General features: G+C 71.5%; 32 protein-coding genes. 25 read left to right on the plus strand and 7 right to left on the minus strand.

Going from position 1 to position 24,409, the window contains the following annotated elements; all coding sequences use genetic code 11:
• Positions 1–6: 6 nt before the first annotated feature.
• From ASG91_RS07845 to ASG91_RS07875, 7 genes are all read left to right on the plus strand, one after another.
• Positions 7–858 carry a 3-keto-5-aminohexanoate cleavage protein gene (locus tag ASG91_RS07845; RefSeq protein ID WP_056922076.1) on the plus strand — a complete coding sequence of 284 codons (852 nt, stop codon included), beginning with the start codon at positions 7–9 and terminating at the stop codon, positions 856–858.
• A 222-nt stretch (positions 859–1,080) separates the two neighbouring features.
• The gene (locus tag ASG91_RS07850; protein ID WP_056922077.1) at positions 1,081–1,536 is read left to right on the plus strand and encodes a helix-turn-helix transcriptional regulator; all 456 of its coding nucleotides are present in this window, start codon (positions 1,081–1,083) and stop codon (positions 1,534–1,536) included.
• Position 1,537: 1 nt separating this feature from the next.
• Complete coding sequence (locus ASG91_RS07855; protein WP_056922078.1) at positions 1,538–2,224, plus strand: hypothetical protein; 687 nt, start codon at positions 1,538–1,540, stop codon at positions 2,222–2,224.
• Positions 2,225–2,418: 194 nt separating this feature from the next.
• The gene (locus tag ASG91_RS07860; RefSeq protein WP_056922079.1) at positions 2,419–3,399 is read left to right on the plus strand and encodes an asparaginase; all 981 of its coding nucleotides are present in this window, start codon (positions 2,419–2,421) and stop codon (positions 3,397–3,399) included.
• A 6-nt stretch (positions 3,400–3,405) separates the two neighbouring features.
• Entirely contained in the window at positions 3,406–3,831 is a 426-nt protein-coding gene (gene dtd, locus ASG91_RS07865; RefSeq protein ID WP_056922080.1) for a D-aminoacyl-tRNA deacylase, read from the plus strand.
• 35 nt (positions 3,832–3,866) lie between these two features.
• On the plus strand, positions 3,867–4,202 hold the full coding sequence (locus ASG91_RS07870) for a DUF2516 family protein (protein WP_056922081.1): 336 nt from the start codon (positions 3,867–3,869) through the stop codon (positions 4,200–4,202).
• Positions 4,203–4,260: 58 nt separating this feature from the next.
• Positions 4,261–4,650 (plus strand): phosphomannose isomerase type II C-terminal cupin domain, encoded by a 390-nt coding sequence (locus tag ASG91_RS07875; RefSeq protein WP_082593995.1) that lies wholly within the window; start codon positions 4,261–4,263, stop codon positions 4,648–4,650.
• Here ASG91_RS07875 and ASG91_RS07880 read toward each other — a convergent pair.
• Both ASG91_RS07880 and ASG91_RS07885 read right to left on the minus strand, forming a co-directional pair.
• Positions 4,632–5,441, minus strand: coding sequence for a hypothetical protein (locus ASG91_RS07880; RefSeq protein WP_056922082.1), 810 nt, complete (start codon positions 5,439–5,441; stop codon positions 4,632–4,634). The two genes, ASG91_RS07875 and ASG91_RS07880, sit on opposite strands and share 19 nt — an antisense overlap.
• Positions 5,442–5,543: 102 nt before the next feature.
• The gene (locus tag ASG91_RS07885) at positions 5,544–6,305 is read right to left on the minus strand and encodes a DUF4386 family protein (protein WP_200961259.1); all 762 of its coding nucleotides are present in this window, start codon (positions 6,303–6,305) and stop codon (positions 5,544–5,546) included.
• 56 nt (positions 6,306–6,361) lie between these two features.
• On the opposite strand from ASG91_RS07885, the gene ASG91_RS07890 reads away from it, so the two are divergent.
• From ASG91_RS07890 to ASG91_RS07910, 5 genes are read left to right on the plus strand one after another with little or no spacing between them, the layout of a single operon-like run.
• A complete protein-coding gene (locus ASG91_RS07890) occupies positions 6,362–7,042 on the plus strand; it encodes a TetR/AcrR family transcriptional regulator C-terminal domain-containing protein (protein ID WP_056922083.1) in 681 nt (226 codons plus the stop codon).
• Entirely contained in the window at positions 7,039–7,932 is an 894-nt protein-coding gene (locus tag ASG91_RS07895) for a hypothetical protein (protein ID WP_056922084.1), read from the plus strand. Before ASG91_RS07890 ends, ASG91_RS07895 begins: the two co-directional genes overlap by 4 nt.
• A gap of 30 nt (positions 7,933–7,962) precedes the next feature.
• Positions 7,963–9,276, plus strand: coding sequence for a D-inositol-3-phosphate glycosyltransferase (gene mshA, locus ASG91_RS07900; RefSeq protein WP_056922085.1), 1,314 nt, complete (start codon positions 7,963–7,965; stop codon positions 9,274–9,276).
• Between the two features lie 50 nt (positions 9,277–9,326).
• On the plus strand, positions 9,327–9,833 hold the full coding sequence (locus tag ASG91_RS07905; protein ID WP_056922320.1) for a YbjN domain-containing protein: 507 nt from the start codon (positions 9,327–9,329) through the stop codon (positions 9,831–9,833).
• A 55-nt stretch (positions 9,834–9,888) separates the two neighbouring features.
• Positions 9,889–10,623: a phosphoglyceromutase gene (locus tag ASG91_RS07910; RefSeq protein WP_056922086.1), complete on the plus strand. Its 735-nt coding sequence runs from the start codon at positions 9,889–9,891 to the stop codon at positions 10,621–10,623.
• Between the two features lie 29 nt (positions 10,624–10,652).
• Here ASG91_RS07910 and phoU read toward each other — a convergent pair whose 3' ends face one another.
• The gene (gene phoU / locus ASG91_RS07915; RefSeq protein ID WP_056922087.1) at positions 10,653–11,342 is read right to left on the minus strand and encodes a phosphate signaling complex protein PhoU; all 690 of its coding nucleotides are present in this window, start codon (positions 11,340–11,342) and stop codon (positions 10,653–10,655) included.
• A gap of 167 nt (positions 11,343–11,509) precedes the next feature.
• Here phoU and ASG91_RS07920 point away from each other — a divergent pair, with 167 nt between their 5' ends.
• A complete protein-coding gene (locus ASG91_RS07920; RefSeq protein ID WP_056922088.1) occupies positions 11,510–12,709 on the plus strand; it encodes a cell wall metabolism sensor histidine kinase WalK in 1,200 nt (399 codons plus the stop codon).
• On the plus strand, positions 12,706–13,389 hold the full coding sequence (locus ASG91_RS07925) for a response regulator transcription factor (RefSeq protein ID WP_056922089.1): 684 nt from the start codon (positions 12,706–12,708) through the stop codon (positions 13,387–13,389). The genes ASG91_RS07920 and ASG91_RS07925 overlap by 4 nt, the downstream gene beginning before the upstream one ends.
• A 29-nt stretch (positions 13,390–13,418) precedes the next feature.
• Here the strand turns inward: ASG91_RS07925 and ASG91_RS07930 are convergent, their stop codons facing one another.
• Positions 13,419–13,967: a hypothetical protein gene (locus ASG91_RS07930; RefSeq protein ID WP_056922090.1), complete on the minus strand. Its 549-nt coding sequence runs from the start codon at positions 13,965–13,967 to the stop codon at positions 13,419–13,421.
• A gap of 197 nt (positions 13,968–14,164) precedes the next feature.
• Between ASG91_RS07930 and ASG91_RS07935 the strand changes: the two genes are divergently transcribed.
• Both ASG91_RS07935 and ispD read left to right on the plus strand, forming a co-directional pair.
• The gene (locus ASG91_RS07935; protein ID WP_056922091.1) at positions 14,165–14,647 is read left to right on the plus strand and encodes a CarD family transcriptional regulator; all 483 of its coding nucleotides are present in this window, start codon (positions 14,165–14,167) and stop codon (positions 14,645–14,647) included.
• Positions 14,644–15,321, plus strand: a complete 678-nt coding sequence (gene ispD / locus ASG91_RS07940) for a 2-C-methyl-D-erythritol 4-phosphate cytidylyltransferase (protein WP_056922092.1) — start codon at positions 14,644–14,646, stop codon at positions 15,319–15,321. The genes ASG91_RS07935 and ispD overlap by 4 nt, the downstream gene beginning before the upstream one ends.
• On the opposite strand, the gene ASG91_RS07945 is transcribed toward ispD, so the two are convergent.
• Positions 15,318–15,923 (minus strand): GNAT family N-acetyltransferase, encoded by a 606-nt coding sequence (locus tag ASG91_RS07945; protein ID WP_056922093.1) that lies wholly within the window; start codon positions 15,921–15,923, stop codon positions 15,318–15,320. The genes ispD and ASG91_RS07945 overlap by 4 nt on opposite strands.
• A 168-nt stretch (positions 15,924–16,091) precedes the next feature.
• Here ASG91_RS07945 and ASG91_RS07950 point away from each other — a divergent pair, with 168 nt between their 5' ends.
• From ASG91_RS07950 to ASG91_RS07990, 9 genes are all read left to right on the plus strand, one after another.
• Complete coding sequence (locus tag ASG91_RS07950; protein WP_056922094.1) at positions 16,092–16,676, plus strand: RNA polymerase sigma factor; 585 nt, start codon at positions 16,092–16,094, stop codon at positions 16,674–16,676.
• A gap of 51 nt (positions 16,677–16,727) precedes the next feature.
• Positions 16,728–17,222, plus strand: a complete 495-nt coding sequence (ispF, locus tag ASG91_RS07955; protein WP_056922095.1) for a 2-C-methyl-D-erythritol 2,4-cyclodiphosphate synthase — start codon at positions 16,728–16,730, stop codon at positions 17,220–17,222.
• Between the two features lie 52 nt (positions 17,223–17,274).
• The gene (locus tag ASG91_RS07960; RefSeq protein ID WP_056922096.1) at positions 17,275–18,360 is read left to right on the plus strand and encodes an S-(hydroxymethyl)mycothiol dehydrogenase; all 1,086 of its coding nucleotides are present in this window, start codon (positions 17,275–17,277) and stop codon (positions 18,358–18,360) included.
• Positions 18,360–19,043 (plus strand): MBL fold metallo-hydrolase, encoded by a 684-nt coding sequence (locus ASG91_RS07965; RefSeq protein ID WP_235545476.1) that lies wholly within the window; start codon positions 18,360–18,362, stop codon positions 19,041–19,043. The genes ASG91_RS07960 and ASG91_RS07965 overlap by 1 nt, the downstream gene beginning before the upstream one ends.
• A gap of 69 nt (positions 19,044–19,112) precedes the next feature.
• Positions 19,113–20,552 (plus strand): cysteine--tRNA ligase, encoded by a 1,440-nt coding sequence (gene cysS / locus ASG91_RS07970; protein WP_056922097.1) that lies wholly within the window; start codon positions 19,113–19,115, stop codon positions 20,550–20,552.
• Positions 20,553–20,563: 11 nt separating this feature from the next.
• A complete protein-coding gene (gene rlmB / locus ASG91_RS07975) occupies positions 20,564–21,535 on the plus strand; it encodes a 23S rRNA (guanosine(2251)-2'-O)-methyltransferase RlmB (RefSeq protein ID WP_056922098.1) in 972 nt (323 codons plus the stop codon).
• Between the two features lie 98 nt (positions 21,536–21,633).
• Positions 21,634–21,945, plus strand: a complete 312-nt coding sequence (locus ASG91_RS07980; RefSeq protein WP_056922099.1) for a CD225/dispanin family protein — start codon at positions 21,634–21,636, stop codon at positions 21,943–21,945.
• 21 nt (positions 21,946–21,966) lie between these two features.
• Positions 21,967–22,410 carry a DUF2752 domain-containing protein gene (locus tag ASG91_RS07985; RefSeq protein ID WP_056922100.1) on the plus strand — a complete coding sequence of 148 codons (444 nt, stop codon included), beginning with the start codon at positions 21,967–21,969 and terminating at the stop codon, positions 22,408–22,410.
• A 174-nt stretch (positions 22,411–22,584) separates the two neighbouring features.
• Positions 22,585–22,929: a CD225/dispanin family protein gene (locus ASG91_RS07990; RefSeq protein WP_082593997.1), complete on the plus strand. Its 345-nt coding sequence runs from the start codon at positions 22,585–22,587 to the stop codon at positions 22,927–22,929.
• Between the two features lie 79 nt (positions 22,930–23,008).
• Here the strand turns inward: ASG91_RS07990 and ASG91_RS07995 are convergent, their stop codons facing one another.
• Together ASG91_RS07995 and ASG91_RS08000 are read right to left on the minus strand one after the other, a co-directional pair.
• Positions 23,009–23,668 carry an RDD family protein gene (locus ASG91_RS07995; RefSeq protein ID WP_082593998.1) on the minus strand — a complete coding sequence of 220 codons (660 nt, stop codon included), beginning with the start codon at positions 23,666–23,668 and terminating at the stop codon, positions 23,009–23,011.
• Positions 23,669–23,712: 44 nt separating this feature from the next.
• Positions 23,713–24,291 carry an RDD family protein gene (locus ASG91_RS08000; protein WP_056922102.1) on the minus strand — a complete coding sequence of 193 codons (579 nt, stop codon included), beginning with the start codon at positions 24,289–24,291 and terminating at the stop codon, positions 23,713–23,715.
• Positions 24,292–24,409: the final 118 nt, after the last annotated feature.

Here is a 24,409-nt window from a genome sequence, read left to right on the forward strand (position 1 = left end):
TCGGCCATGGCTCTTTCGAAAGGCTCCGTCGCCGGCACCCTCATCACCGTTGCGCCCACCGGCGCGGAGCTGGCCAAGGCGGACTTCCCGCAGCTGCCGACCACCCTCGACGAGCTGGTCGAGACCGCGGTCTCCTGCGAGGCCGCCGGCGCCGCGATGATCCACCTGCACATCCGTGACGGCGAGCACCGCCCGACGCTCGACCCCGGCTACCTGAAGGCCGCGGTGGATGCGTTGCGCGAGCAGACCTCGCTGATCATCCAGCTGTCGACCGGAGGCAGCGTGCACGACCCGCTCGACCAGCGGTTGACCGTGCTCGACGCCGAGCCCGACTCGTGCAGCCTGACCTGCGGCACGACCAACTTCGGCGACGACGTCTTCCTCAACCCCTATGGGTTCATGTCCGACCTCTACGTCCAGGCGCAGGAGCGCGAGGTGGTGCCCGAGTTCGAGCTGTTCGACCTGGGGCACGTGGCGTCGCTGGCCCGGCTGGTCGACACGCACGGCCTGCCGTTCGGGGGCAAGGTGCACGTCGACTTCGTGACCGGGGTGCCGGGAGGTATGCCGGGTACGCCCGCCGCGCTGCTCGCCGGCGTCGCGCTGCTGCCGCCGGAGGTCACCTCCTGGTCGGCGACGGGCATCGGCCGCAGCCATCTCCCGGTGGCCGCCGCCTCGCTCGCCGCGGGTGGGCACCTGCGGGTCGGGATGGAGGACAACGTCGTCTACGCCCGCGGGGTGCCGGTCGAGCACAACTCCCAGCTCGTCGAGCGGGCCGCCCACCTGGCCGAGGTGATGCAGCGCCCGGCGATGTCGACCGCCGACGCCCGCACCATGCTCGGGGTCAAGGACCGCGGCTGACCGCCCGCCAACCGTCCCACCTTTATCGGGTCTAGGGACAAAGGTCGCCTTCACCCGACAAAGGTTCCGGGGTGAAGTCGCCCTTTATCGGGTCACCCGATAAAGCTGGGGCGCGCCAATGGACACCTGGGGCGCGCCGCTGGCGGTGGATGTATGCCGTGTGACCACCCTCACGCTACCTTGAGTTTGCATTTTGCTAACTAGAGCAAGCACACTGGGGGCATGAGCCGAATTCCGTTGGGGCCGCTGGGCGGCAACAACCTGGGTGACTACCTGCGTGAGCAGCGTCAGTCCGCCCGGCTCTCGCTGCGCCAGCTCTCCGAGCTCGCCGGTGTGTCCAACCCCTACCTGTCCCAGATCGAGCGCGGCCTGAAGAAGCCCAGCGCCGAGATCCTCCAGCAGCTCGCCAAGGGCCTCGAGGTCTCGGCGGAGTCGCTCTACGTCCGGGCCGGGATCCTCGACGAGCGGCACGGCGATGCTTCGGCGTCGCACGGTGCAGCGCCCGACACCAGGGCCGTCATCGGCGCCGACCCACAGCTCACCGACCGCCAGAAGGCAGCGCTCCTCGACATCTACGACTCGTTCGTGGGCACCGAGGCTGCACCGCCCCGTCGGCGTTCGACCACGCAGTCACGTTCAAAGCAGTCCACCAAGACCCCTCGCACACAAGGAGATTGACATGGCACTCGTTGCCGACATCCGCAAGAACGTCATCGACACCACCCCCGTCTTCGCCGCAGTCGGCCTGACCGACCTCGCCATGGAGAAGGTCCGCGACGCGCGCGTCAAGGCCACCGCAGTGCGCATCGACCTCGACGCCACCAAGCTCCAGGCCAAGGCCCAGGCGCGCGTGACCGAGGCTGCCGAGCAGGCGCAGGAGCTCCCCGCTCTCGCCCTCAACCGCGGCCTCGAGATCGCCGGCAAGGCGCAGGAGACCTACGAGACCGTCGCCGCCCGTGGCGAGAAGCTCGTCAAGCGCGTCCGCACCCAGAAGTCGACCAAGGACCTGCTCGCGCAGGCCGAGGCCACCTTCGCCCTGGGCAAGGGTGCCGTCACGACGGTGCGCAAGTCCGCCACCGACATCCAGCGCTCGGCCAAGGCCACGCTGACCACTGGCCGCAAGCAGGCCGTCGTTGCTGCCGACGCCATCGCCGACTCCGTCGTCGAGGAGGCCACCGAGGCCACCGCGACCGTCACCAAGTCCGCAGCCGCGACCCGCACCGCCGCCAAGCGCACCGCGACCACCACCAAGAAGTCGGCTGCTGCGACCAAGTCGGCCGCCAAGGGCGCGACCACCAGCGCGAAGAAGACCGCCACCGCCACCAAGAAGGCCAGCACCGCTGCCGCCAAGAAGGTCGGCGACTGACGCTTCGCCCCCCAGCCATTCGGCCCTCTCCCGTGCACCGGGAGGGGGCCGTTTGCCTGCCCGGCGCGACCTGCTCCACCCCGGAAGGTTGACCTTCACCCCGGAACGGTTCCGGGGTGAAGGTCAACCTTGTCCCTAGACCCGATAAAGGTGGGGCAGGGGAGGTGGGGTGTGGCGGTGGCTAGGCTCGGACGGTGAGCACGCCGCATACCCTGACCCCGCCCGCCCTCGACCTGGCCCCGGTCCTCGCGCACTACGTGCGGGGTGGCTTCGTGGAGTCGGCCCACCGTGCCTCGGTGGTCGCGACCGCACCGGACGGGAGCCACCTGCTCGCCCTCGGCGCCGTCGACGACCCGATCTTCCCGCGGTCGTCCAACAAGCCGATCCAGACGCTGGCGATGGTGCGCGCTGGGCTGCGTATGCCGCCCGCCCACCTCGCACTCGCGTCGGCCAGCCACTCGGGCGAGGACTTCCACGTGGCCGCGGTGCGCGAGATGCTCGCCTCCGTCGGGCTGACCGAGGGTGCGCTCCAGAACACCCCGGACTACCCCGTGAACGAGGAGGCCCGTGAGGGGTTGCTGCGCGCCGGTGGCGGCAAGCTCCCGATCACCCAGAACTGCTCGGGCAAGCACGCCGCCATGCTGGCGACCTGCGTCGTCAACGGCTGGGACACCGCCACCTACCGCGACCCCGGACACCCGCTCCAGCAGGCCATCTCCCAGACCCTGGCCGAGCTGACCGGCGACGAGATCACGGCGGTCGCGGTCGACGGCTGTGGTGCGCCCGTCATGGCGGTGACCCTGGCCGGTCTCGCCCGCGCCTTCGGCCGGATGGCCGCCGCAGAGCCGGGCACGCCCGAAGCGGAGGTCGCCGACGCGATCCGGGGCAACCCGGCATACCTCGGCGGCACTGGACGCGACGTCACGGCCCTCATCGAGGCGACGCCCGGACTGATCGCCAAGGACGGCGCCGAGTCGGTGTATGCCGTGGGGCTGGCCGACGGGCGCGGCGTCGCCGTCAAGGTCGCCGACGGCTACCCGCGGGCCAAGCCGGTCATCCTCGCGGCCGCCCTGCGGCGCCTCGGCGTCGAGTCGCCGGCGCTCGAGCAGCTCGAGCACTCCCCGGTGCTGGGCCACGGCGAACCTGTCGGTGCGATCGTCGCCGTCAACCTCTGAGCCACGGTGCGCGCCGTCCTGCAGCGGGTGACCAGCGCCTCGGTCACGGTCGAGGGTGAGGTCGTCGGGTCGATCGACCGCCCCGGGCTGCTGGCGCTGGTCGGGGTGACCCACGACGACGGTCCCGACCAGGCGGAGGCGCTCGCCCGCAAGATCGGCGACCTGCGGATCCTGCGCGACGAGCGGTCCGTGGTCGACGAGGGCGCCCCGGTGCTCGTGGTCAGCCAGTTCACGTTGTACGCCGACACGCGCAAGGGACGGCGCCCGTCGTGGGGCGCCGCGGCCCCCGGCCCGGTCGCCGAGCCGCTGGTCGAGGCGGTCGTGGCGGCGCTGCGCGGTCGCGGGATCGAGGTGGCGACCGGTCGCTTCGGGGCCATGATGGAGGTCATGCTCGTCAACGACGGTCCGGTCACGCTGGTCGTCGAGGTCTGATCGTCCGGGTGTCTGCTGACCCTTAGGCTGTCCCCATGTTCAACGGACTGTTCACCGCCCAGGGCATCGTCACCCTGCTGCTGGGGCTCGCCGCCTTCGCCGCCGAGGTGTTCGCCCTCGTCGACTGCGTGCGACACCGTCCGGACGCGTTCGTCGCGGCGGGCAAGCGCACCAAGCAGTTCTGGTCGATCGTCCTCGGGATCGCCGTCCTGCTCGGCTTCGTGTCGGTGGGGAGCCAGCTGACCTTCTCCATCGGCCTGATCGCCGTCGTGGCCGCAGGGATCTACCTCGCTGACGTCCGGCCGGCGCTCCGGCAGGTCAGCGGTGGTCGCGGTGGGGGCCAGCACATGGGACCGTACGGACCGTGGTGACCGAGGGGTGCGGCGCCGGCCGGCCGGCCGGAATGGCAGAGATGACAGAGTGGCGAGCATGACCGAGGGGACCGACGTGACCGAGATGCCCGATCCGCGCGACGGGATCTTCACGCAGCACCGGCCCTGGGGGCAGTTCCAGCAGTTCGTCTCCAACGAGCGGGTCACCGTCAAGATCATCACGGTCGAGCCGGGACACCGGCTGTCGCTGCAGACCCACGACCACCGGGGCGAGTTCTGGCAGGTCCTCGACGTGCCGATCGTCGTGACGGTTGGGGAGCGCACCTGGACCGCACAACCCGGTGAGGCCGTCTGGGTGCCCTGCAATGCCGTGCACCGGATGGCCAACCAGGGTGAGCAGTCCGGTCGACTGCTGGAGATCGCGTACGGCGACTTCGACGAGGCCGACATCGTCCGCCTCGAGGACGACTACGCCCGCGACGCCTGACCCTCAGGGGCGACGGCCGACCAGTCGACCGTGACCTCGCCCAACCGCCAGCGGGCGGGCCCGTCGGCGACCGGCCAGCCCTCGGCACGAACCGTCTCCACGGCGGCCAGGAACCGCTGGCGCACCCCGAAGCTGGCCTGGTGCGCGGCCCGGAGCCAGGCCTCGTCGAGCGCTCGCAGCCAGTCGTGCACGGCCTCGCCCTCGACATTGCGGTGGATCAGCGACTTGGGCAGCCGCTCGGCGATGTCGGAGGGCCGGTCCAGCCCGCGCAGACGCCAGGACAGGCTGAGGGACACCGGACCCGACCGGTCGACGGCGATCCAGGCGCTGCGCCGACCGAGCTCGTCACAGGTGCCGTCGACGAGGAGCCCGTCGGGGGTCAGTCGGTGCTGCACGGTGGCCCAGGCCGCGGCCACTTCTGACTCGTCGTACTGCCGCAGCACGTTGAAGGCTCTGACCACGGTCGCCTGGCGACCGTCCAGCGGCACCTCGAACCCGCCCAGCCGGAACGACAGGCCCTCGCGTTCGAGCGGCTGGCCGAGCGCGACCCGGTCGGGCTCGATCTCGATGCCCACCACCTCGACGTCGCGCCGGACGCGCCTGAGCCGGTCGTGCAGCTCGACCGCCGTCACGGGGGAGGCGCCGTAGCCGAGGTCGACCACGACCGGCGCCGGTCCCGGTCGGCGGAGTCGCCACGCCTGCGGGCCGGCGAGCCAGCGGTCGACTCGTCGCAGCCGGTTGGGGTTGGTGGTGCCGCGGGTGATGGTGCCCACCGGGCGCTGCCGAGCCACCTCCGCAGCCTAGAGCCAGCCCACTTGTTGCCACTGGTGCCTCACCAGGCCCCGCGATCGGGGAGTCCGTGAGGCACAGGTGGCAACAAGTCGGGGGTGTGGTCAGGCGATGCGGCCGCGACGCAGCCACAGGATCCGGCCGGCGAGGACGAGCAGCCAGACCGACCACGCGACGTACCCGATGAAGTTGACGGTGTCGGCGCCCGGGACGTCGAGGGGCACGAGGGCGCCGACCGCGATGGCGGCAGCACAGGCGACCCCGGCCCAGCGGAGGGCAGCGGGCAGGAGGGCGCGCGCGCCGAGGCAGAGCGTGACGGTCCACGCCGCCGTGAGGAGGTAGCCGGTGGTCTCGCCGAGCCCCGTGCCGAGGACGGTCGCCGCGAGGCGGTAGGTCTGCTCGTCGTCAGCGGTCGGGTGGTCGGCCAGGAACGGCACCAGCCACACCCACCGGCTCAGGCCGATCGCCTGCGCGATGGCTGCCGCGACGCCCAGCACGACACTCGCGCGACGCCACCGGAGGTCGACCGCCGGTGCCAGGCCGAGGGCGATCGGGGCGATGAGGAGCGCGCCGGCGGTCAGCAGGGCGAACCACGTGACCACCTGGGTGCGGTGCGCGTCGACGAGGGCCAGCACGTCGGCGGCCGGCTCGGCGAGCACGTCGGGGTAGCCCAGGACGCTGCCCAGCACAGTGAAGGCGGCGTTGAGCATGACCGTCGCGGCCACGACGAGGACCGCGGTGCGCCGACGCGGCACGGCCACCAGGTCGGAGTCGACAGCCGAGGCGACGGGCCGCGGTGAGGAGGGACCTGAGGAGGGGCCCGCGGCGGGGACTGACGGGAGGGAGGGAGCTGACTGGAGGGACACGGTGTCCGCCTTTCTCTGTACGGTGTACAGCAGACTGTACGGTGTACAGTAGCCGCATGTCACCCCCTGCGCCGAAGAAACCTTCGACGCGCCGCGGGTTCAGCACCGAGCAGGTCGCCCTGACGGCCCTGCGGGTGCTGGACGAGCGAGGCGCGGCCGGGCTGTCCGTGCGCTCCGTGGCCACCGAGCTGGGCATCAACCCCAATGCGCTGTACACCTACGTGCGCAGTCGGGAGGACCTCGAGCGCCTGGTCGTCGAGTCGGTGCTGGCCGAGGTCCCGCCCCGCGCGAGCCGTGGCACCTGGCAGTCGCGGATCCGCGGGCTGTGCCTCGACGTGCACGCGGCCCTGGTGCGGCACCCGGGGGCGGCCCAGCTGTTCATGAACGCGCCGATGGACGGACCGCAGGCGATGGAGCTCGGCGAGGGGCTGCTCCGCGAGCTGACCAAGGCCGGCCTGCCGCCCGCGCAGGCCAGCCGCGCCGCATACACCCTGATCGTCCAGGTGATCGGCTTCGCCGCCCTCGCCATGGCCGAGACGGACGGCACGGTGCCGCTCACGCCCGAGTCCGAGCGGATCGCCGGACGGCGCGCGGGACTGGAGTTCGTGCCGGCCGAGACGCACCCGCTGACCGCGGCCACCCGCGACACCGCGGCCGCGTGGGTGGGGGAGGCGCAGCTGCGCTGGTCGTTGGACCGTCTCCTCGAGGGCTTCGCCGCCCTGGCGGACGCGCCATGACGCCGTCGAACCAGCCGTCGAACCAGCCGCCGTCGAACCAGCCGTCGAACCAGCCGTCGAACCACGCGGCGTCGACGAGGTGGTCGACCCCCAGGTGGCCCGAGCTGCACTGGCGAGAGCGCGACATCAGCCGCAGCATGGTCGCGCTCGTGGCCTCGCTGGCCGCGCTCGCCCTGCTGGGCCTGGCCACCAACGTGCCGGGCTGGATCGGCCGCGGGGAGGGCTTCGTCGACGTGCCGCCCGGCCTGCTCACGGTGAACGACGACGCCAAGGGGGTCGCCACCCTGGGTGGTGGGGTCACCGTGTCGCTCTACTCCGACGGCCTGCGGGTCAGCCGCGACAACACGCTCCTGCTGCAGACCGTGATCGGCGGGTCGATGCTGTCCGCCGTCGAGGGCAGCGCCACGACCGGCGGCGACGGGCACACGCAGGAGCGGGTGACGCACCAGTTCGACAACGTCAGCATCACCGAGCTGGACTTCCTGCCCGGGCGGGCCACCTACTTCGGCACGGTCGGTGACGGGACCCGGACCCTCCCGTTGACCTTGCGCATCGAGGCCGGCGGTGGCGTGATCCGGATCGGCGCGTCGGTCAGCGGCGCCGACGGGGTCGTCTGGCACCTCAACCGCGAGCCGCTGACGGTCGGCATCCGGCCGGGCCTGCCAGCGGTGAACCTGCGCAAGACCGCCAACTGGGTGGACCCCGACACGATCGAGGGGCGCGCGGTGTTCTCCACGCTGCTCGGCACGGACGTCGGGGTGGGTCCGCAACGGGTGGCCCGCGGCGTCGACATCCGCGAGGACGGGCGTACCGACATCCACGTCTGGACCGCAGCGTGCTTCCTCACGGTCTCCTCGCAGGCGCGCCCCGCACCGACCTCCACCTCGTAGGCGTCCGGGGACGCGTGGCAGACTCGCGACATGGGCTGCTGCGAACGCATCGACCGCGTCGCGATGCTCAGCGTCCACACCTCCCCGCTGGAGCAGCCCGGCACCGGTGACGCCGGGGGCATGAACGTGTACGTCGTCGAGGTCGCCCACCAGCTGGCCAAGCGCGGCGTCGAGGTCGAGATCTTCACCCGCACCACGACCGCGGACCTCCCGCCGACCGTCGAGATGGAGCCCGGCGTCACGGTGCGCCACGTGACGGCCGGGCCGTACGAAGGCCTCGGCAAGGACGACCTGCCGGGCCAGCTCTGCGCCTTCGCCGCCGGCGTGATGCGCACCGGCGCGCACGAGCCCGAGGGGCACTACAGCCTCGTCCACTCCCACTACTGGCTCTCGGGACAGGTCGGGTGGCTCGCCGCCGACCGCTGGCAGGTCCCCCTCGTCCACACCATGCACACCATGGCGCGGGTGAAGAACCAGCACCTCGCCGAAGGCGACATCCCCGAACCCTCCGGCCGCGAGATCGGTGAGGTCCAGGTCGTGGAGGCGGCGGACCGCCTCATCGCCAACACCCTGGGTGAGCGCAACGAGCTGATCGACCTGTATGCCGCGGAGCCCGACAAGGTGGTCGTGGTGCCTCCCGGGGTGGACCTGTCGCTGTTCTCACCGGGGGACCCGCGCGCGGCCCGTGCCGCGGTCGGGCTGCCGCAGGACGCCAAGGTGCTGCTCTTCGTCGGCCGGATCCAGCCGCTCAAGGCGCCTGAGGTGCTGGTCAAGGCGGCGGCGGAGCTGCTCGGTCGGCACCCCCAGTGGGCAGGCGAGCTCGTCGTCGCGGTGCTCGGCGGGCCGTCGGGGTCGGGCCTGGCCCACCCACGAGGGCTCGAGGAGCTCGCGGAGGGCCTTGGCATCAGCGCGCAGGTCCGGTTCGTGCCGCCGGTGCCGCGGGCCCAGCTGGCCGACTGGTACCGCGCTGCGGACCTCGTCGCGGTGCCCTCGCACTCGGAGTCGTTCGGGCTGGTCGCCGTCGAGGCGCAGGCGTGCGGCACCCCGGTGGTGGCCGCCGACGTGGGCGGCCTCCCCACCGCGGTCGGCGATGCCGGAGTGCTCGTCGACGGGCACGACCCCCACGTCTGGTCGCTGGCCCTCGAGGCGCTGTTGGTCGACCCGGAACGGCGAGAAGCCTTGAGCCGCAAGGCGATCCAGCATGCCGCGCTCTTCGGGTGGGACCGCACGACCGAACGTCTCTACGAGGTCTACGTCGAGGCCTGCCGGTCGCGCGCCTTCTCCAAGGACGCGCCCCCACCCAACGGCTCGCTGGCCGGCATCCCTGCGGCGGTGGTCCCGTGACCGCGTCGAGCGCGGCCCGCGGGTCGAGCGGGTCGAGCGCGTCGAGCGGGCTGGCCGGGGTCGTCGAGGAGTTCCTCGCCGAGGCGCAGATCGAGTGGGAGGCGGGGGCCCGCGAGGGCGAGTTCGTCGTGACCCTGCCGGGGGAGAAGAAGCTCAAGACGGTCGTCTCGCTCGTCGCCGGGCACGACGCCCTGTCGGTGTCGGCCTTCGTCATGCGCAACCCCGACGAGAACCACGAGACCTTCTACCGGTACCTGCTGCGCAAGAACCTGCGGCTGCCCGGACTGGCCTACTCGGTCGACAAGGCAGGCGACGTCTACGTGACCGGACGCGTGCCCGCGCTCGGCGTCGACGCGGCATACCTCGACCGGGTGCTGGGGGTGGTCCTGGAAGCCGCGGACGCGCACTTCAACGAGCTGCTGGCGATCGGCTTCCTGTCCAGCATGAGGAAGGAGTGGGACTGGCGGGTGTCTCGCGGGGAGTCGCTGCGCAACCTCGAGGCGTTCCGCTCGATCCTCCAGCGCGACGGCGACCCGGCTCCGGAACCCACGGGCTGACTCACCCGCTGAACGCCCGCCGACCCGGTCCCGGCGCGCTCGCTAGGCTGACGCCATGGCCTACACGCTGATCCTGCTCCGTCATGGGCACTCCGACTGGAACGCCAAGAACCTCTTCACCGGGTGGGTCGACGTCGACCTCAACGACCAGGGACGTGAAGAAGCCGTCAACGGCGGAAACCTGTTGAAGGACAAGGGAGTCCTGCCGACGGTCGTGCACACGTCGGTGCTGCGGCGCGCGATCACGACCGCGAACCTCGCGCTCGACGCCGCCGACCGGCACTGGATCCCGGTGCGTCGCGACTGGCGGCTGAACGAGCGGCACTACGGTGCGCTGCAGGGGCTGGACAAGGCCGCGACCCGGGACAAGTACGGCGACGAGCAGTTCATGCTGTGGCGCCGGTCGTTCGACACCCCGCCGCCGCCGATCGAGGTCGGGTCCGAGTACGACCAGAGCTCCGACCCGCGCTACGCCGGGATCGAGGTGCCGCGCACCGAGTGCCTCAAGGACGTGATCGAGCGGTTCATGCCCTACTGGGAGGGGCCGATCCAGGACGACCTGCGGGCCGGCGAGACGGTGCTCGTGACCGCCCACGGCAACAGCCTTCGCGGCCTGGTCAAGCACCTTGACGGGATCAGTGACGAGGACATCGCGGCCCTCAACATCCCCACCGGCCAGCCGCTGGTCTACACCCTCGGTGACGACTTCATGCCGACCGAGCCTGCGCAGTACCTCGACCCGGAGGCGGCCGCCGAAGCCGCCGCCGCCGTCGCCAACCAGGGCCGGTAGACCCCGGGGCCGTCAGCCAGGTTCTGGAGTCACCGCAGCTCGCTGGCGCGGTCCTCCTGCTCCTCGTGGTCCTCGGCGACATCCCACTCGCCGGTGACCAGGTAGACGACCCGGTGGGCGACCGACACGGCGTGGTCGGCGAAGCGCTCGTAGTAGCGGCCCACGAGGGTCATGTCGACGGCCGCCTCGGTGCCGTGCTTCCACGTCCCGTCGATGAGGTGGCTGAAGAGCGTGCGGTGCAGCTCGTCCATCGCGTCGTCGTCGCGCTCGAGCGTCTTGGCGGCCTCGACGTCCTTGGCCGCGATGACCTGGCCGCACTTGGCGACGATCCGCTCGGCGACCTGACCCATCTGGAGGATGGTCGCGCGGATGTCGGCGGGCACGGCCGAGTCGGGGTAGCGGAGCCGGGCGACCTTCGCGACGTGGCGAGCGAGGTCGCCCATCCGCTCGAGGTCGGCGCTCATCCGCATCCCCGTGACCACCATGCGCAGGTCGGTCGCGACCGGCTGCTGGCGGGCGAGCAGGTCGATCGACATGGCGTCGAGGTCCTCGCGGAGCCGGTCGAGCTCCTTGTCGGCCTCGATGACCGACTCGGCGAGCTTGATGTCGCCATCGAGGAGGGCCGTGGTGGCACGGGACATGGCGGATCCGGCCAGGCGGGTCATCTCGACCAGCTGCTCCGAGATGGTGTCCAGGTCCTCATGGAATGCGTCGCGCATTGGTTCCCTATGGGTGTTGGCACGGGTGGGTGCGGTGGTGCGTGCGAGCCGAGGCTCCCACGAGGCAGTGAACGGTCGGGTGACCTCAGGTGAACATCTGGAGACGCCGTGCTCGTGGGGCCTCCTGGGTGCGCTGTCTCGTGCTCGGCGCACCGTACATTGATGGTGTGGATGCGACCAGTGCTGCCCTCCTGGCCGGGTTCGCCGGGTTGCTGACCGGCGCCCTGGCGGTGGTCGCCGTGCGCTACTCCGAGCGCCAGCAGACCAGTATGCCGCCGACCACCTCCGTCACGCCCCTTCCGTCCGGGGTGGCCGACGTCCTCGCCGTGCTCCGCTCGAGTGCGATCGTCGTGGACTCCGCCGACGAGGTCATCAACAACTCACCGTCCGCGACGGCCTACGGGCTGGTCAAGGGCCGGGAGCTGGTGCACGGGGAGCTGCGCCACCTCGCCAGGCAGGTGCGTCGCGACGGCGTGATCCGCGAGTCCCAGCTCGAGCTCGCCCGGGGTCCCCTCGGGCAGGGCCGTTCGATCATGCAGGCCCGCGTGGCGCCGCTGGGGAGCAGCCACGTGCTCCTCCTCGTCGAGGACCACACCCAGGCCCGGCGGGTCGAGGAGGTGCGGCGCGACTTCGTCGCCAACGTGAGCCACGAGCTCAAGACACCGGTGGGTGGGCTGGGCCTGCTCGCCGAGGCCATCCAGGACGCCAAGGACGACCCGGAGGCCGTCGAGCGGTTCGCCTCGCGCATGCAGATCGAGAGCCACCGGCTCGCGCAGCTGGTCAAGGAGATCGTCGACCTGTCCCGCCTGCAGGTGGCCGACACGCTCCACGAGCCCCGGCTGGTCGACGTGACAGCTGCCGTCCACGAGGCGATCGACTACTCGCGCGTGGGCGCCGACGCCAAGCAGATCGACATCGCCGAAGCCTGCGCCCCCGACCTCAAGGTCTTCGGTGACGAGGACCTCCTCGTGACCGCCGTGCGCAACCTGATCGGCAATGCCGTCGCCTACTCCGAGCCCGGCACCCGGGTGGCGGTCGGCGGCCGGATCGCCGACGAGATGGTCGAGATCACCGTCACCGACCAGGGCCAGGGCATCCCCGCGGCCGAACAGGGCCGGATCTTCGAGCGGTTCTACCGCGTCGACGACGCCCGGTCCCGCGCCACCGGTGGATCCGGCCTCGGGCTCGCCATCGTCAAGCACATCTGCGCCAACCACGGCGGCGACGTCGACGTGTGGAGCGAGGAGGGGCGGGGCTCGACCTTCACCATCCGGCTCCCCGCCGCCTCCGACCGCTCGCCGCAGCGCGCCTCCCAGACCTCGCCCGCACGACCATTTCCCTCCCAGAAGAGAGAACCCACCGCATGACGCGCATCCTCGTCGTCGAGGACGAGATCTCGTTCTCGGACCCGTTGTCCTACCTGTTGCGCAAGGAGGGGTACGAGGTCGCCGTGGCCGAGACCGGTCCCGAGGCGCTGGAGGACTTCGACCGGTCCGGTGCCGACCTCGTGCTGCTCGACCTCATGCTGCCCGGCCTCTCCGGCACCGAGGTGTGCCGCGCGATCCGGGCCCGCTCCAACGTGCCGGTCATCATGCTGACCGCCAAGGACAGCGAGATCGACAAGGTGGTCGGCCTGGAGATCGGCGCCGACGACTACGTCACGAAGCCCTACTCCTCGCGTGAGCTGCTCGCCCGCATCAAGGCGGTGCTGCGCCGCCTGGCCGAGCCGGAGGACCTGCTGCCGGCGACGATCGAGGCCGGGCCGGTCCGCATGGATGTCGAGCGGCACATCGTCACGGTGTCGGGTCAACCCACGGCCCTGCCGCTGAAGGAGTTCGAGCTGCTCGAGATGCTGCTGCGCAACACCGGGCGGGTGCTCACCCGGATGCAGCTCATCGACCGCGTCTGGGGCAGCGACTACGTCGGTGACACCAAGACGCTCGACGTCCACGTCAAGCGACTGCGGGCCAAGATCGAGCCCGACCCGGCCGACCCGCGCCACATCGTGACCGTGCGCGGACTGGGCTACAAGTTCGAGTCCGACTGACCCGATGGGGCGGGGTCGAGGTCAGCCGGTCAGGGGGTCGCGGCTGCGGTGTCGGTCGGCGTCGGGGCGTTCGTCGGGGCCAGCGAGGCGTAGTAGCCAGCGGCCTTGAGGACGGGGACGACGACCACGACGGCCGGGGCAGTCGGCGTCTGGATGCTCAACGTCACGACGTCGCCCGCGTTGACCGGCACGCCCGGGAGCTGGACCTGGCTCTCGTCCGAGAGGCGACGTTCGGAGTAGGCCGGCGACTCGGCATACACCGGCTGTCCCTGGGGCAGGGAGAAGGAGATGCGCTGCGCGTCACCGCTGGTGTTGCTGACCGACGCGGACAGCACGCCGGGCTTGTCCTTGCCGCCGCTGATGACCACGAGGTCGCGCAGCTGGACCGACCCGAGGTCGACCGGCACGCCGTCGGCCGCAACGTAGGCGACGTCGGTCTGGATCGGTGACTGGGTCTGGCAGGCCGACAGCGCCAGGGCTGCGCCGGCCACGGCCACCGGGAGGAGGCGTCGCAGGGACGGTCGCGGGCTGGTGGATCGGCCTCCGGAGCGCGGGGCCAGCGGGGTTCGGCGGGTCACGGGGGACAGCCTACCGGCCACCTTCACCGGAGCGCGCACCCGCACGCGTTGCACGGAAATGGCCATTCTGTCAAGACCGAAATCGTTGCCCCCCAATGCCTTTCCGGGCCGCTGACCTGCGCAAACGCAATTGGCTCGGCTTTCCTGACGTCGGCGTGTCGTGATATTCTTAGGGTCGCGAAAGGGGAAAACAGCACATGGTTTTCAAGGTCGGCGAGACGGTCGTGTACCCCCACCACGGGGCTGCACTGATCGAAGAAATCAATACCCGCACGATCAAGGGCGAGGAGAAGATCTACCTCAAGCTCAAGGTGGCCCAGGGCGACCTGACGATCGAGGTTCCTGCAGACAACTGCGAGGACATCGGGGTCCGGGACGTCGTCGGACAGGAGGGTCTCGACAAGGTCTTCGCAGTCCTTCGCGCCCCCCACACCGAGGAGCCGACCAACTGGTCGCGCCGCTACAAGGCCAACCTCGAGAAGCTCGCCTCCGGCGATGTCATCAAGGTGGCCGAGGTCGTCCGCGACCTGTGGCGTCGTGACAAGGACCGTGGCCTGTCGGCCGGCGAGAAGCGCATGCTCGCCAAGGCTCGCCAGATCCTCGTCTCCGAGCTCGCGCTCGCAGAGAAGACGAACGAGGACAAGGCCGAGGCCATCCTCGACGAGGTGCTCGCCTCCTGAGCGTTGCCGTCGTCCTCGTCGCTGGAGGGCAAGGCACTCGGCTCGGCGCCACCCAGCCCAAGGCCTTTGTGGTCGTGGCGGGTATGCCGTTGCTCGAGCACGCTGTCCAGCGCGCCCTCACGGCGCCCGAGGTTTCCCACGTAGTCGTGGTCGCGCCCGCTTCCCACCTGAGGGAGGCGGGCGCGATCGCGTCCCGGAGCAGCCGGCCTGGCGACGTGGACGTGGTCGCCGGTGGCGCCGAGCGCACCGACTCAGTCGCCGCCGGCCTCGCGGCGCTGCGCCCCGACGACGGCATCGTGCTGGTCCACGACGCGGCCCGGGCGCTCGCCCCGGCCAGCCTGTTCTCCCGCCTGGTGCACGAGGTGCGGTCGGGTCACCCGGCCGTCGTCCCCGGCATACCCGTCACCGACACCGTCAAGGTGGTCGACGCCGTAGGTCGCGTGACCGGCACCCCCGACCGCTCCACGCTGCGGGCGATCCAGACCCCGCAGGCCTTCCTGCGCGAGGTGCTGGTGCACGCCCACGCGTCCGGCGCGCAGGCCACCGACGACGCCGCGCTGGTCGAGCGGATGGGCGGCCACGTGCGGGTGGTCGACGGAGACCGGCTGGCCTTCAAGATCACGACGCCCGACGACCTGGCCACCGCCGAGCGCCACCTCACCGCCCCCTCCTAGCGGGTCAGGGCGGCCACCACGTCGTCCCAGGGCGCGACCGGTTGCCGGTCGGCGTCCGCGTGGATGCTGCTGATCCAGCCGTCGACGATCCGGCCCCGCTCGAGCAGCAGGTCGGGCACGAAGACCGGCACCGGGAAGCCGGCCCGCCAGACCGCCTTCGCGCTGCCCCAGTTCCCCGCATGGGCCTGCCAGCGGACGGTCTGCCAGCCGAGGGTGTCGAAGACGTGGGCCACCACCAGCCGCACCGCCTCCGACATCACGCCCTGCCCACGGAAGGCCGGGTGCGTCACGTAGCCGAGGTCGCCGGCTCCGGCGTCGACGGGCAGCGAGCGCAGGTCGATCGTGCCGGCATACCGGCCGTCGACCTCGATCGCCCACGAGGCGCGCGCCGCCGACGGCTGGAGCAGCCCGGCGAGGTACTCCTGCGCCATCTCGCGGGTGTACTCCAGCGGGATCGTGGTGAACCGCTTGGTCAGCGGGTCGACGCAGCGCTCGAGGATGGGGTCGAGGTCGGCCTCGGTGTGCGGGCGGAGCGTCACCCGGGTGCCGGTGAGGACGGGCACGGCCAACGGTTCAGGCAGGGGTTCGGCAGGGTCGGTCATACGCGCCAACGCTAGTGGGGCGTCCCGAGGTGCCCACGGGCACACCGCTCGCCCGGCGCTGCGGGCCGAGGTGCCGCACCTCTTCTGTACCCGCGATCCAATGCCGGTTCCGATTCCGTACCGCTGGACCAAGAGCCACGCTGTCTGACCTCAGTAGCGTCGCGGGTCATGCAGCCCACCGATGTCGAGGACGTCACCCTCTTCAGCGCGATCCGCTCCGGCGATGTGTCCGCGATGTCCGTGCTCTACGCCCGCCACCACGCGGCAGCGCTGCGGACCGCCCGGGCCATCGGCGGACCCGGCCTGGCCGACGACCTGGTCAGCGACGCGTTCACCCGGGTCCTCTCGTCCATCCTGAACGGGTCCGGTCCGGAGCACGCGTTCCGGCCCTACCTCGCGACGACCATCCGCAACCTGTACGTGGACGGCCTGCGCAGGCGCGCCCGTGAGCTCCCGGTCGGCGACCCGGAGGTCCTGGACCGGCTCCAGGCCGACGGCAGTGACGCAGTCCTGGGGGTGAACGAGGTCGTCGACGTGCTGTCGGCCCTGCCGCCGCGATGGCGGGAAGTCCTGTGGCGGACCCTGATCCTGGGCGAGCCGCTGTCCGTCGTCGGCGAGCGGCTGGGCCTGAGCGAGAACGCTGCTGCCGCCCTCGGTTTCCGGGCCCGCGGAGGTCTCCGCGCGGCATACCTCGCCCGCGCCCGCGCCGAGGACGGCGGTGCGAGCAGGCCGGCATCGGTGCAGCTCACCTGACCGCGGGCACGCGGGGCCGAGGGCCCGGACGCGGATGGTTGGATGGGGCGCATGGACCTTCCCGGTATGCCGCGCACCGGAGTCGGCGTCGATGTGCACGCGTTCGCGCCCGAGGGATCGGACCGCGAGCTGCGGGTGGCGGGGCTGGCCTGGCCCGGTGAACGCGGGCTCGACGGGCACTCCGACGCCGACGTCGCCTGCCACGCCGCGTGCGACGCGCTGTTCTCCGCTGCGGGCATCGGCGACCTCGGGCTGCACTTCGGCACGGACCGTCCTGAGCTCGCCGGGGCCTCGGGCCTCGCCCTGCTCGCCGAGGCGGCCCGTCTCGTGCGCGAAGCAGGATTCGAGATCGGCAACGTCGCCGTCCAGGTGATCGGCACCCGTCCCAAGATCGGCACTCGTCGTGCGGAGGCGCAGGACGCCATGTCGGCCGCCCTCGGCGCTTCTGTGTCCTTGAGCGGCACGACCACGGACGGGCTCGGCCTGACCGGTCGCAGCGAGGGGATCGCGGCGATCGCGACCGCCCTCGTCGTCCCCACCTCCTGACCAACCGCCCGGCCCAACCCACCCCCAGTCTCTCGAACGAGGAGCTCGCACCATGCCGCAGACCGTCAAGGGAGTCATCGCCCGCAGCAAGGGGGCAGACGTCGAGCTGGTCGACGTCGTCGTGCCCGACCCCGGACCGGGTGAGGCCGTCGTGCAGGTGCAGTCCTGCGGCGTCTGCCACACGGACCTGCACTACCGCGAGGGCGGCATCAACGACGAGTTCCCCTTCCTGCTCGGTCACGAGGCCGCGGGCGTCGTGGAGTCCGTCGGTGCGGGCGTCACCGACGTGGCGCCGGGCGACTTCGTCATCCTCAACTGGCGGGCGGTCTGCGGCCAGTGCCGCGCCTGCGCCAAGGGCAAGCCGTGGTACTGCTTCAACACCCACAACGCGAAGCAGAAGATGACCCTCACCGACGGCACCGAGCTCAGCCCGGCGCTCGGCATCGGGGCGTTCATCGAGAAGACCCTCGTCGCGGCTGGCCAGTGCACGAAGGTCGACGCCGACGCCGACGCGGCCGCCGTGGGCCTGCTCGGCTGCGGGGTGATGGCCGGCTTCGGCGCCGCCGTCAACACCGGGGGCGTCGGCCGGGGCGACTCGATCGCCGTGATCGGGTGCGGCGGGGTCGGCAACGCCGCCATCGCGGGAGCCACCGTGGCCGGCGCGACGACGATCATCGCCGTCGACGTCGACGACCGGAAGCTCGCGGGCGCCAGGTCGTTCGGCGCGACCCACACGATCAACGGCAAGGACGAGGACGTCGTCGAGCGGATCCGCGAGCTCACCGGTGGCTTCGGGGCCGACGTCGTGGTCGAGGCGGTCGGCCGGCCGGAGACCTACGAGCAGGCGTTCTACGCGCGTGACCTCGCGGGCACCGTCGTCCTCGTCGGTGTCCCGACCCCCGACCAGCAGGTCACGCTGCCGATGATCGAGATCTTCGGTCGCGGCGGTGCCCTGAAGTCCAGCTGGTACGGCGACTGCCTGCCCAGCCGCGACTTCCCGATGCTCGTCGACCTCTACCGGCAGGGGCGGTTCGACCTCGACGCCTTCGTGTCCGAGCGGATCGGCCTCGGCGACGTCGAGGCGGCGTTCGACAAGATGGAGCGTGGCGAGGTCCTGCGCTCGGTGGTGGTCCTCTGATGGGCGACAGCGACAAGGACAACGCCGGTATGCCGGTCATCGCGCCCTCCCCGGGTGGCGTGCGGGTGGACCGCGTGGTCACGTCCGGGGCGTTCGAGCTCGACGGCGGGAGCTGGGCGGTCGACAACAACGTCTGGGTCGTCGGCGACGACAAGGAGTGCGTCATCATCGACGCCGCGCACGACGGGCGCACCATCGTGAAGTCGATCGACCTCGAGCGGCGGGTCGTCGCGGTCATCTCGACGCACGCCCACAACGACCACATCAACGCGGTCGGTGAGGTCTGCGACGGCACCCGCGCCCCGGCATACCTGCATCCTGCGGACCGGATGCTCTGGGACGAGCTGTACCCCGTGACCCCGGACCGCGAGCTGGCCGACGGCCAGGTCATCACCGTGGGCGACGTGGACCTGCACGTGATCCACACGCCCGGCCACACGCCGGGCTCGTGCTGCCTCTACGCCCCCGCGCTCGACGTCGTGTTCACCGGCGACACCCTCTTCAACGGTGGTCCCGGCGCGACCGGGCGGTCGTACAGCGACTTCCCGACCATCGTCGAGTCGATCCGCGACCGGCTGCTCACCCTGCCCGACGAGACGGTGGTGCTGACCGGTCACGGCGACGCCACGGTCATCGCGGCGGAGGCCCCGCACCTCCAGGAGTGGCTCGACCGCGGCCACTGACGCAGCCCCCGGGTCGGGGTCACCGGCGACGGTTCGGGCTGGCCGCCGTGCGCAGGTAGCCTTGCGCGCGTGAGTCTTCGCCTGTACGACACCGCCGCGCGCGAGCTGCGCGACTTCACCCCCCTGGTTCCCGGTCGGGTGGGCATCTACATCTGTGGGCTCACGACCCAGGGCGCGCCCCACATCGGGCACGTGCGCTTCGCGGTGGCGTTCGACGTCCTGCGGCGGTGGCTCGAGGGCCGCCACGGCTACGACGTCACCCTGGTGCGCAACGTCACCGACATCGACGACAAGATCCTCGCGAAGTCGGCCGAGGCCGGCGAGGAGTGGTTCGCGCTGTCCTACCGCAACGAGGTCGCCACCGCCGCGGCGCTGGACTCCCTCGCGGTGCTGGCCCCCACCTACGAGCCCCGCGCCACCGGGCACATCCCCGAGATGGTCTCGCTCATGGAGACCCTCGTCGACAAGGGCCACGCCTATGCGGCCACCGACGGCAGCGGTGACGTGTACTTCGACGTGAAGAGCTTCCCCGAGTACGGCTCGCTGACCCACCAGAAGATCGAGGACATGGAGGCGGCGCAGGACGCCGACCCGCGCGGCAAGCGCGACCCCCGTGACTTCGCGCTCTGGAAGGGACGCAAGGAGACGGAGCCGGCCACCGCTTCCTGGGCAACCCCGTTCGGCGTCGGCCGCCCCGGCTGGCACCTCGAGTGCTCGGCGATGGCGCGCAAGTACCTCGGCGACGCCTTCGACATCCACGGCGGCGGCGTGGACCTGCGCTTCCCGCACCACGAGAACGAGCAGGCGCAGTCCCACGCGGCCGGGCTCGGTTTCGCGACCTACTGGCTGCACAACGCCTGGGTGACCGTCGGCGGCGAGAAGATGAGCAAGTCGCTGGGCAACAGCCTGGTCGTCTCCGAGGTCACCAAGGTGGCCCGCCCGCTGGCCGTCCGCTACTACCTCACGGCAGCGCACTACCGCTCGACGATCGAGTACCACGAGGGCTCGCTGCGCGAGGCCGAGGCGACGGTGGAGCGGATCGAGGGCTTCCTCACCCGGGCGCTGCGCGCCCTGCCCGAGGGCACGTCCACCTCCCCGGACCACACCACGATCCCCGATGCGTATGCCGCGGCGATGGACGACGACCTCAACGTGTCAGGTGCGCTCGCGGTCCTCCACGACACCGTCCGGGCCGGCAACACCGCCATCGACGACGGGGACGACGAGGGTCTCGCGACGGCCTTCGCGGCGGTCGTGGCGATGACCGACCTGCTGGGCGTCAACCCGCTCGACCCGCACTGGGGCGACGGCAGCGACAACGGCTCGGGCGACGCGCAGGCGGCGCTCGACGCCTTGGTCCAGGTGCAGCTGGAGGCCCGGGCAGCCGCCCGCGCCGCCCGCGACTTTGCGACCGCCGATGCCATCCGCGACCAGCTGGGTGCGGTCGGCATCGTCATCGAAGACACGGCGTCGGGAGCGAACTGGTCGCTCGCCCGCCGCGAGAGCTGAGAGGAACACCCATGGCTGGCAACTCCCAGCGACGTGGCGCCATCCGCAAGGGCGCGTCGAAGAAGGGCGCCACCGTCGGGTCCGGCGGCCAGCGCCGTCGCGGCCTCGAGGGCAGGGGCCCGACCCCGAAGGCCGAGGACCGACCCAAGCACAAGGCCAACCGCATCGCCAAGGCCGTCGAGAAGCACGGCTCCAAGCCGGGCGCCCGGCCCAGCGCGAGCCGGGGCGGGTCGCGTCGCGGCAAGGCGTCCAGCGAGATCGTGGCGGGTCGCAACTCCGTCGTGGAGGCACTGCGCGCCGACGTGCCGGTGACCACGATGTACGTGGCCGGCCGGATCGACTCGGACGACCGCGTCCGCGAGGCGCTCAAGACCGCGACCGCCAAGGGCATCGCGATCCTCGAGACCCCGAGGGGCGAGCTCGACCGGCTCACCGACGGGGCGGTCCACCAGGGCCTGGCCCTGCAGGTCCCGCCCTACGAGTACGCGCACCCCAGCGACTTCATCGACCCGCAGGCACCCGGCATACCGCTCGTCGTGGCGCTCGACGGGATCACCGACCCGCGCAACCTCGGTGCCATCATCCGGTCCGTCGCGGCGTTCGGCGGGCACGGTGTGGTCGTCCCCGAGCGCCGGTCGGTCGGGATGACCGCGAGCGCGTGGAAGACGTCCGCAGGTGCCGCGGCCCGCGTCCCGGTCGCGCTCGCCGCGAACCTGACGCGCGCGCTGGAGGAGTACCGCAAGGCCGGGTTCTTCGTCCTCGGCCTCGACATGGACGGTGACGTCCAGCTGCCCGACCTGGCCCTGGCCACCGAACCGATCGTCATCGTGACCGGCTCGGAGGGCAAGGGGCTGTCGCGGCTGGTGCGCGAGACCTGCGACCAGATCGTGTCGATCCCGATGTCATCGGCGGTCGAGTCGCTCAACGCCGGCATCGCCACCGGGGTGGCGCTGTACGAGGTGGCGCGACGCCGCGCGATCTGAGGGTCATCTGCGCCCCTTGACCTGCGCCGATCCGCTACCGTTTCGCGGAGTCGCCCCAAGGGGGAGCGACTCCCGCAACCTCGAAGGGACCCACCAGCATGTCTGACTACGGCACTCCGCCGCCGCCCCCGCCCGCCGCGCCCGGCTACAACCAGCCGACCGCGGGTGGCACGCCGCCGCCGAACTACCTCGTCTGGGCCATCCTGTCGACGATCTTCTGCTGCCTCCCGTTCGGCATCGCGTCGATCGTCTTCGCGGCCCAGGTCAACGGCAAGTACGCCTCGGGCGACGTCGCCGGAGCCCAGGCCTCGTCGGAGAAGGCGAAGCGGTTCGCGATCATCGCGGCCATCGTCGGCGTCGTCGTCAACGGCCTCTACTTCGCGTTCGTCCTGCCGAACCTGAACAAGTAGGTCTCGGGCCCCGAGGGATCCATGACCACCGTGGTACCGCAGCGCCCCGCACCACCCGTCGTTGCACGGGGGTACGGGGCGCTGCGCGTGCCCGGGCTGGTCCTGGCCGCAGCGGTGGCCGCGACATCCGTGGTCGCGACGGTCGACCCGAACCAGCCGGGTCACTACCCGACCTGCCCGTTCCTGGCGGTGACCGGCTACTACTGCCCCGGCTGCGGATCGTTGCGCGCCCTGCACGACCTCGCCCACGGCGATGTGGTCGGCGCCCTGGCCCGCAACCCCTTGATGGTGCTCGCCACCAGCGGCCTCCTCGTCGCCTTCGTGCTCTGGACGCGGCGCCGCTGGCGTGGCCTCCCCAGGACCTGGGCGGCACCTGCCTCGGTGCTCTACGGCTTGCTGGCCCTGGTGCTCGCGTTCTGGGTGCTGCGCAACGTGCCCGGGTGGACCTGGCTGTCCCCGGCCTGACCTCGCCGGCCCGAGCGCGCCCACTGAGGCCGCCAACCCGCACTCGAGCTCCGACCCATCCGTTCGGCTGCACCCTGCGCGAGTCCCGGCGCGACGCGGGCCCGGTCCGCTAGCGTTTCGCCCTGCCGCGCCCATTGGGGGGAGCGGCACGCGAACTCCGAAGGGACCCACCGCATGTCTGACTACGGCACCCCGCCGCCGCCGCCACCCCCGCCGTACACGCCCGACTACTACTCCTCCGGTGCGGGCGGCGCCCCGCCGCCGAACTACCTGGTCTGGGCGATCCTCTCGACCGTCCTGTGCTGCCTGCCGCTCGGGGTCGTGTCCATCGTCTTCGCGGCCCAGGTCAACAGCAAGTGGGCTGCCGGTGATGTCGCCGGCGCGCGCGAGGCCTCGAACAAGGCCAAGAACTTCGCGATGTGGTCGGCCATCGCCGGTGTGGTCGCCGGGATCCTCTGGCTGGTCTTCGTCGTCGCGCTCGGCTCGTTCGGCTCCAGCTCGATGAGCAACGGTTACTGACCCGCTGGCCACTTGCGAGAGGCGCGGCTCCCCCCACGGGGTGCCGCGCCGCTTGCGTGTCGGGGCTCGCGGGTGACCCTCAGGCCCTCGGGACCTCGACCACGACCGTGTTGAGGATCTTGTCGGCGAAGGTCTGGCGCTTGTCGTCCCAGAGCGGCCACAGGTAGCCGATGTAGACGGCGCCGTCGAGGGCGTGCGCGAGCTCGCGGACGAACGCCATCCCGGCGCCGATCGGCTGACCGGTGTGCTCGTCGATGAGTCGGATCCCCATCACCTTCTTGCCGATGCTCTGACCGGTCCGTCCCTGCTTGATCGAGCGGTTCCAGATCTGGATGCCGAGCGACATGAGGAAGCCGAGCACGACGAGCACGCCGCCGACCACCATGAGGCCGGTGTTGCCGGTGTCGGTGGGCGCGATCTCGAGCTGCGCCCCGGTGCTGTGGAGGCCGGGCTTGGGCACGCCCACGACGAACAGCAGGAGCCCTACGACGTAGGGGATCCCGCCGATGAGCTGCAGCGCGCCATCGACGAGGCTGGCGAGGACGCGAGTGCCCCACCCGGCCAGCGGCCCCCACGGTTCGCGCGGCCCCCACGGTTCGTGCGGCACCGGCGGCGAGGCGGCATACCCTGCGGGCGCGGGCTGGCCGGGCGCGGGCTGGCCGGGCGCGGGCTGGCCGGGCGCAGCGGCGCCGGGCGCCGGTGGGTGGGCGAACGGGTCGTGCGGTGGCTGCTGTGTCATGGGTCCCCTCGGGTCGCCCGCAAACTAGCAGCCGGCTGTCGTGGTCAGCCCAGGGCGCGCTGGACCCAGGTCGCCTCGTCGGACTGGGCCGGGCGGACCTGGGTCACCATCGTCCCGACGACCTTGTCGGCCAGGGTCTGCTTGCGGACGTCCCACAGCGGCCAGAGGTAGCCGATGCAGAGGACGCCGTCGACGAGGTGGGCGATCTCGCGGGCGAGGGCGGAGGCCGCACCGACCGGCTTCCCGGTGGTGGTCGAGACGAGCACGATCCGCATGGCCGTCTTGCCGATGGTCTGACCCGTGCGCCCCTGGTGGACGACCCGGTTCCAGATCCAGATGACCAGGCTGAGGATGCCGCCCAGGCCCATCAGCCCGAGACCCGCGATGACGGTGACGTGGTCGGTCTGGCGACCGGGGTCGACCGACTGGTAGATGGTCGCACCCGAGCTCTGGAGCCCGAGCAGCATGACGAGGCCGACGACGTAGGGGAGCGTGCCGACCACCTGGACCAGGTCGTCGATCAGCCGGGCCGCGACCCGCGTCAACCAGCCGGCGGGCGGTGACCACGTGCCCCGCCCGAAGTCCTGGTGGTGGGCGGTGGAGGTGGCCTGGGCCTGGCTCATGAAGTTTCCCCTGGAGGCGGTGCTGCGGTGGTCAGCGCCACCGTATTGGCAGACTGGCGTCGCCTAGGTGCCGTTTGGGGCGGATATCATCCGAGTGGCCGATGCAAACGGCCAGATC

Source organism: Phycicoccus sp. Soil802, from assembly GCF_001429605.1.
Taxonomy (GTDB): domain Bacteria; phylum Actinomycetota; class Actinomycetes; order Actinomycetales; family Dermatophilaceae; genus Pedococcus.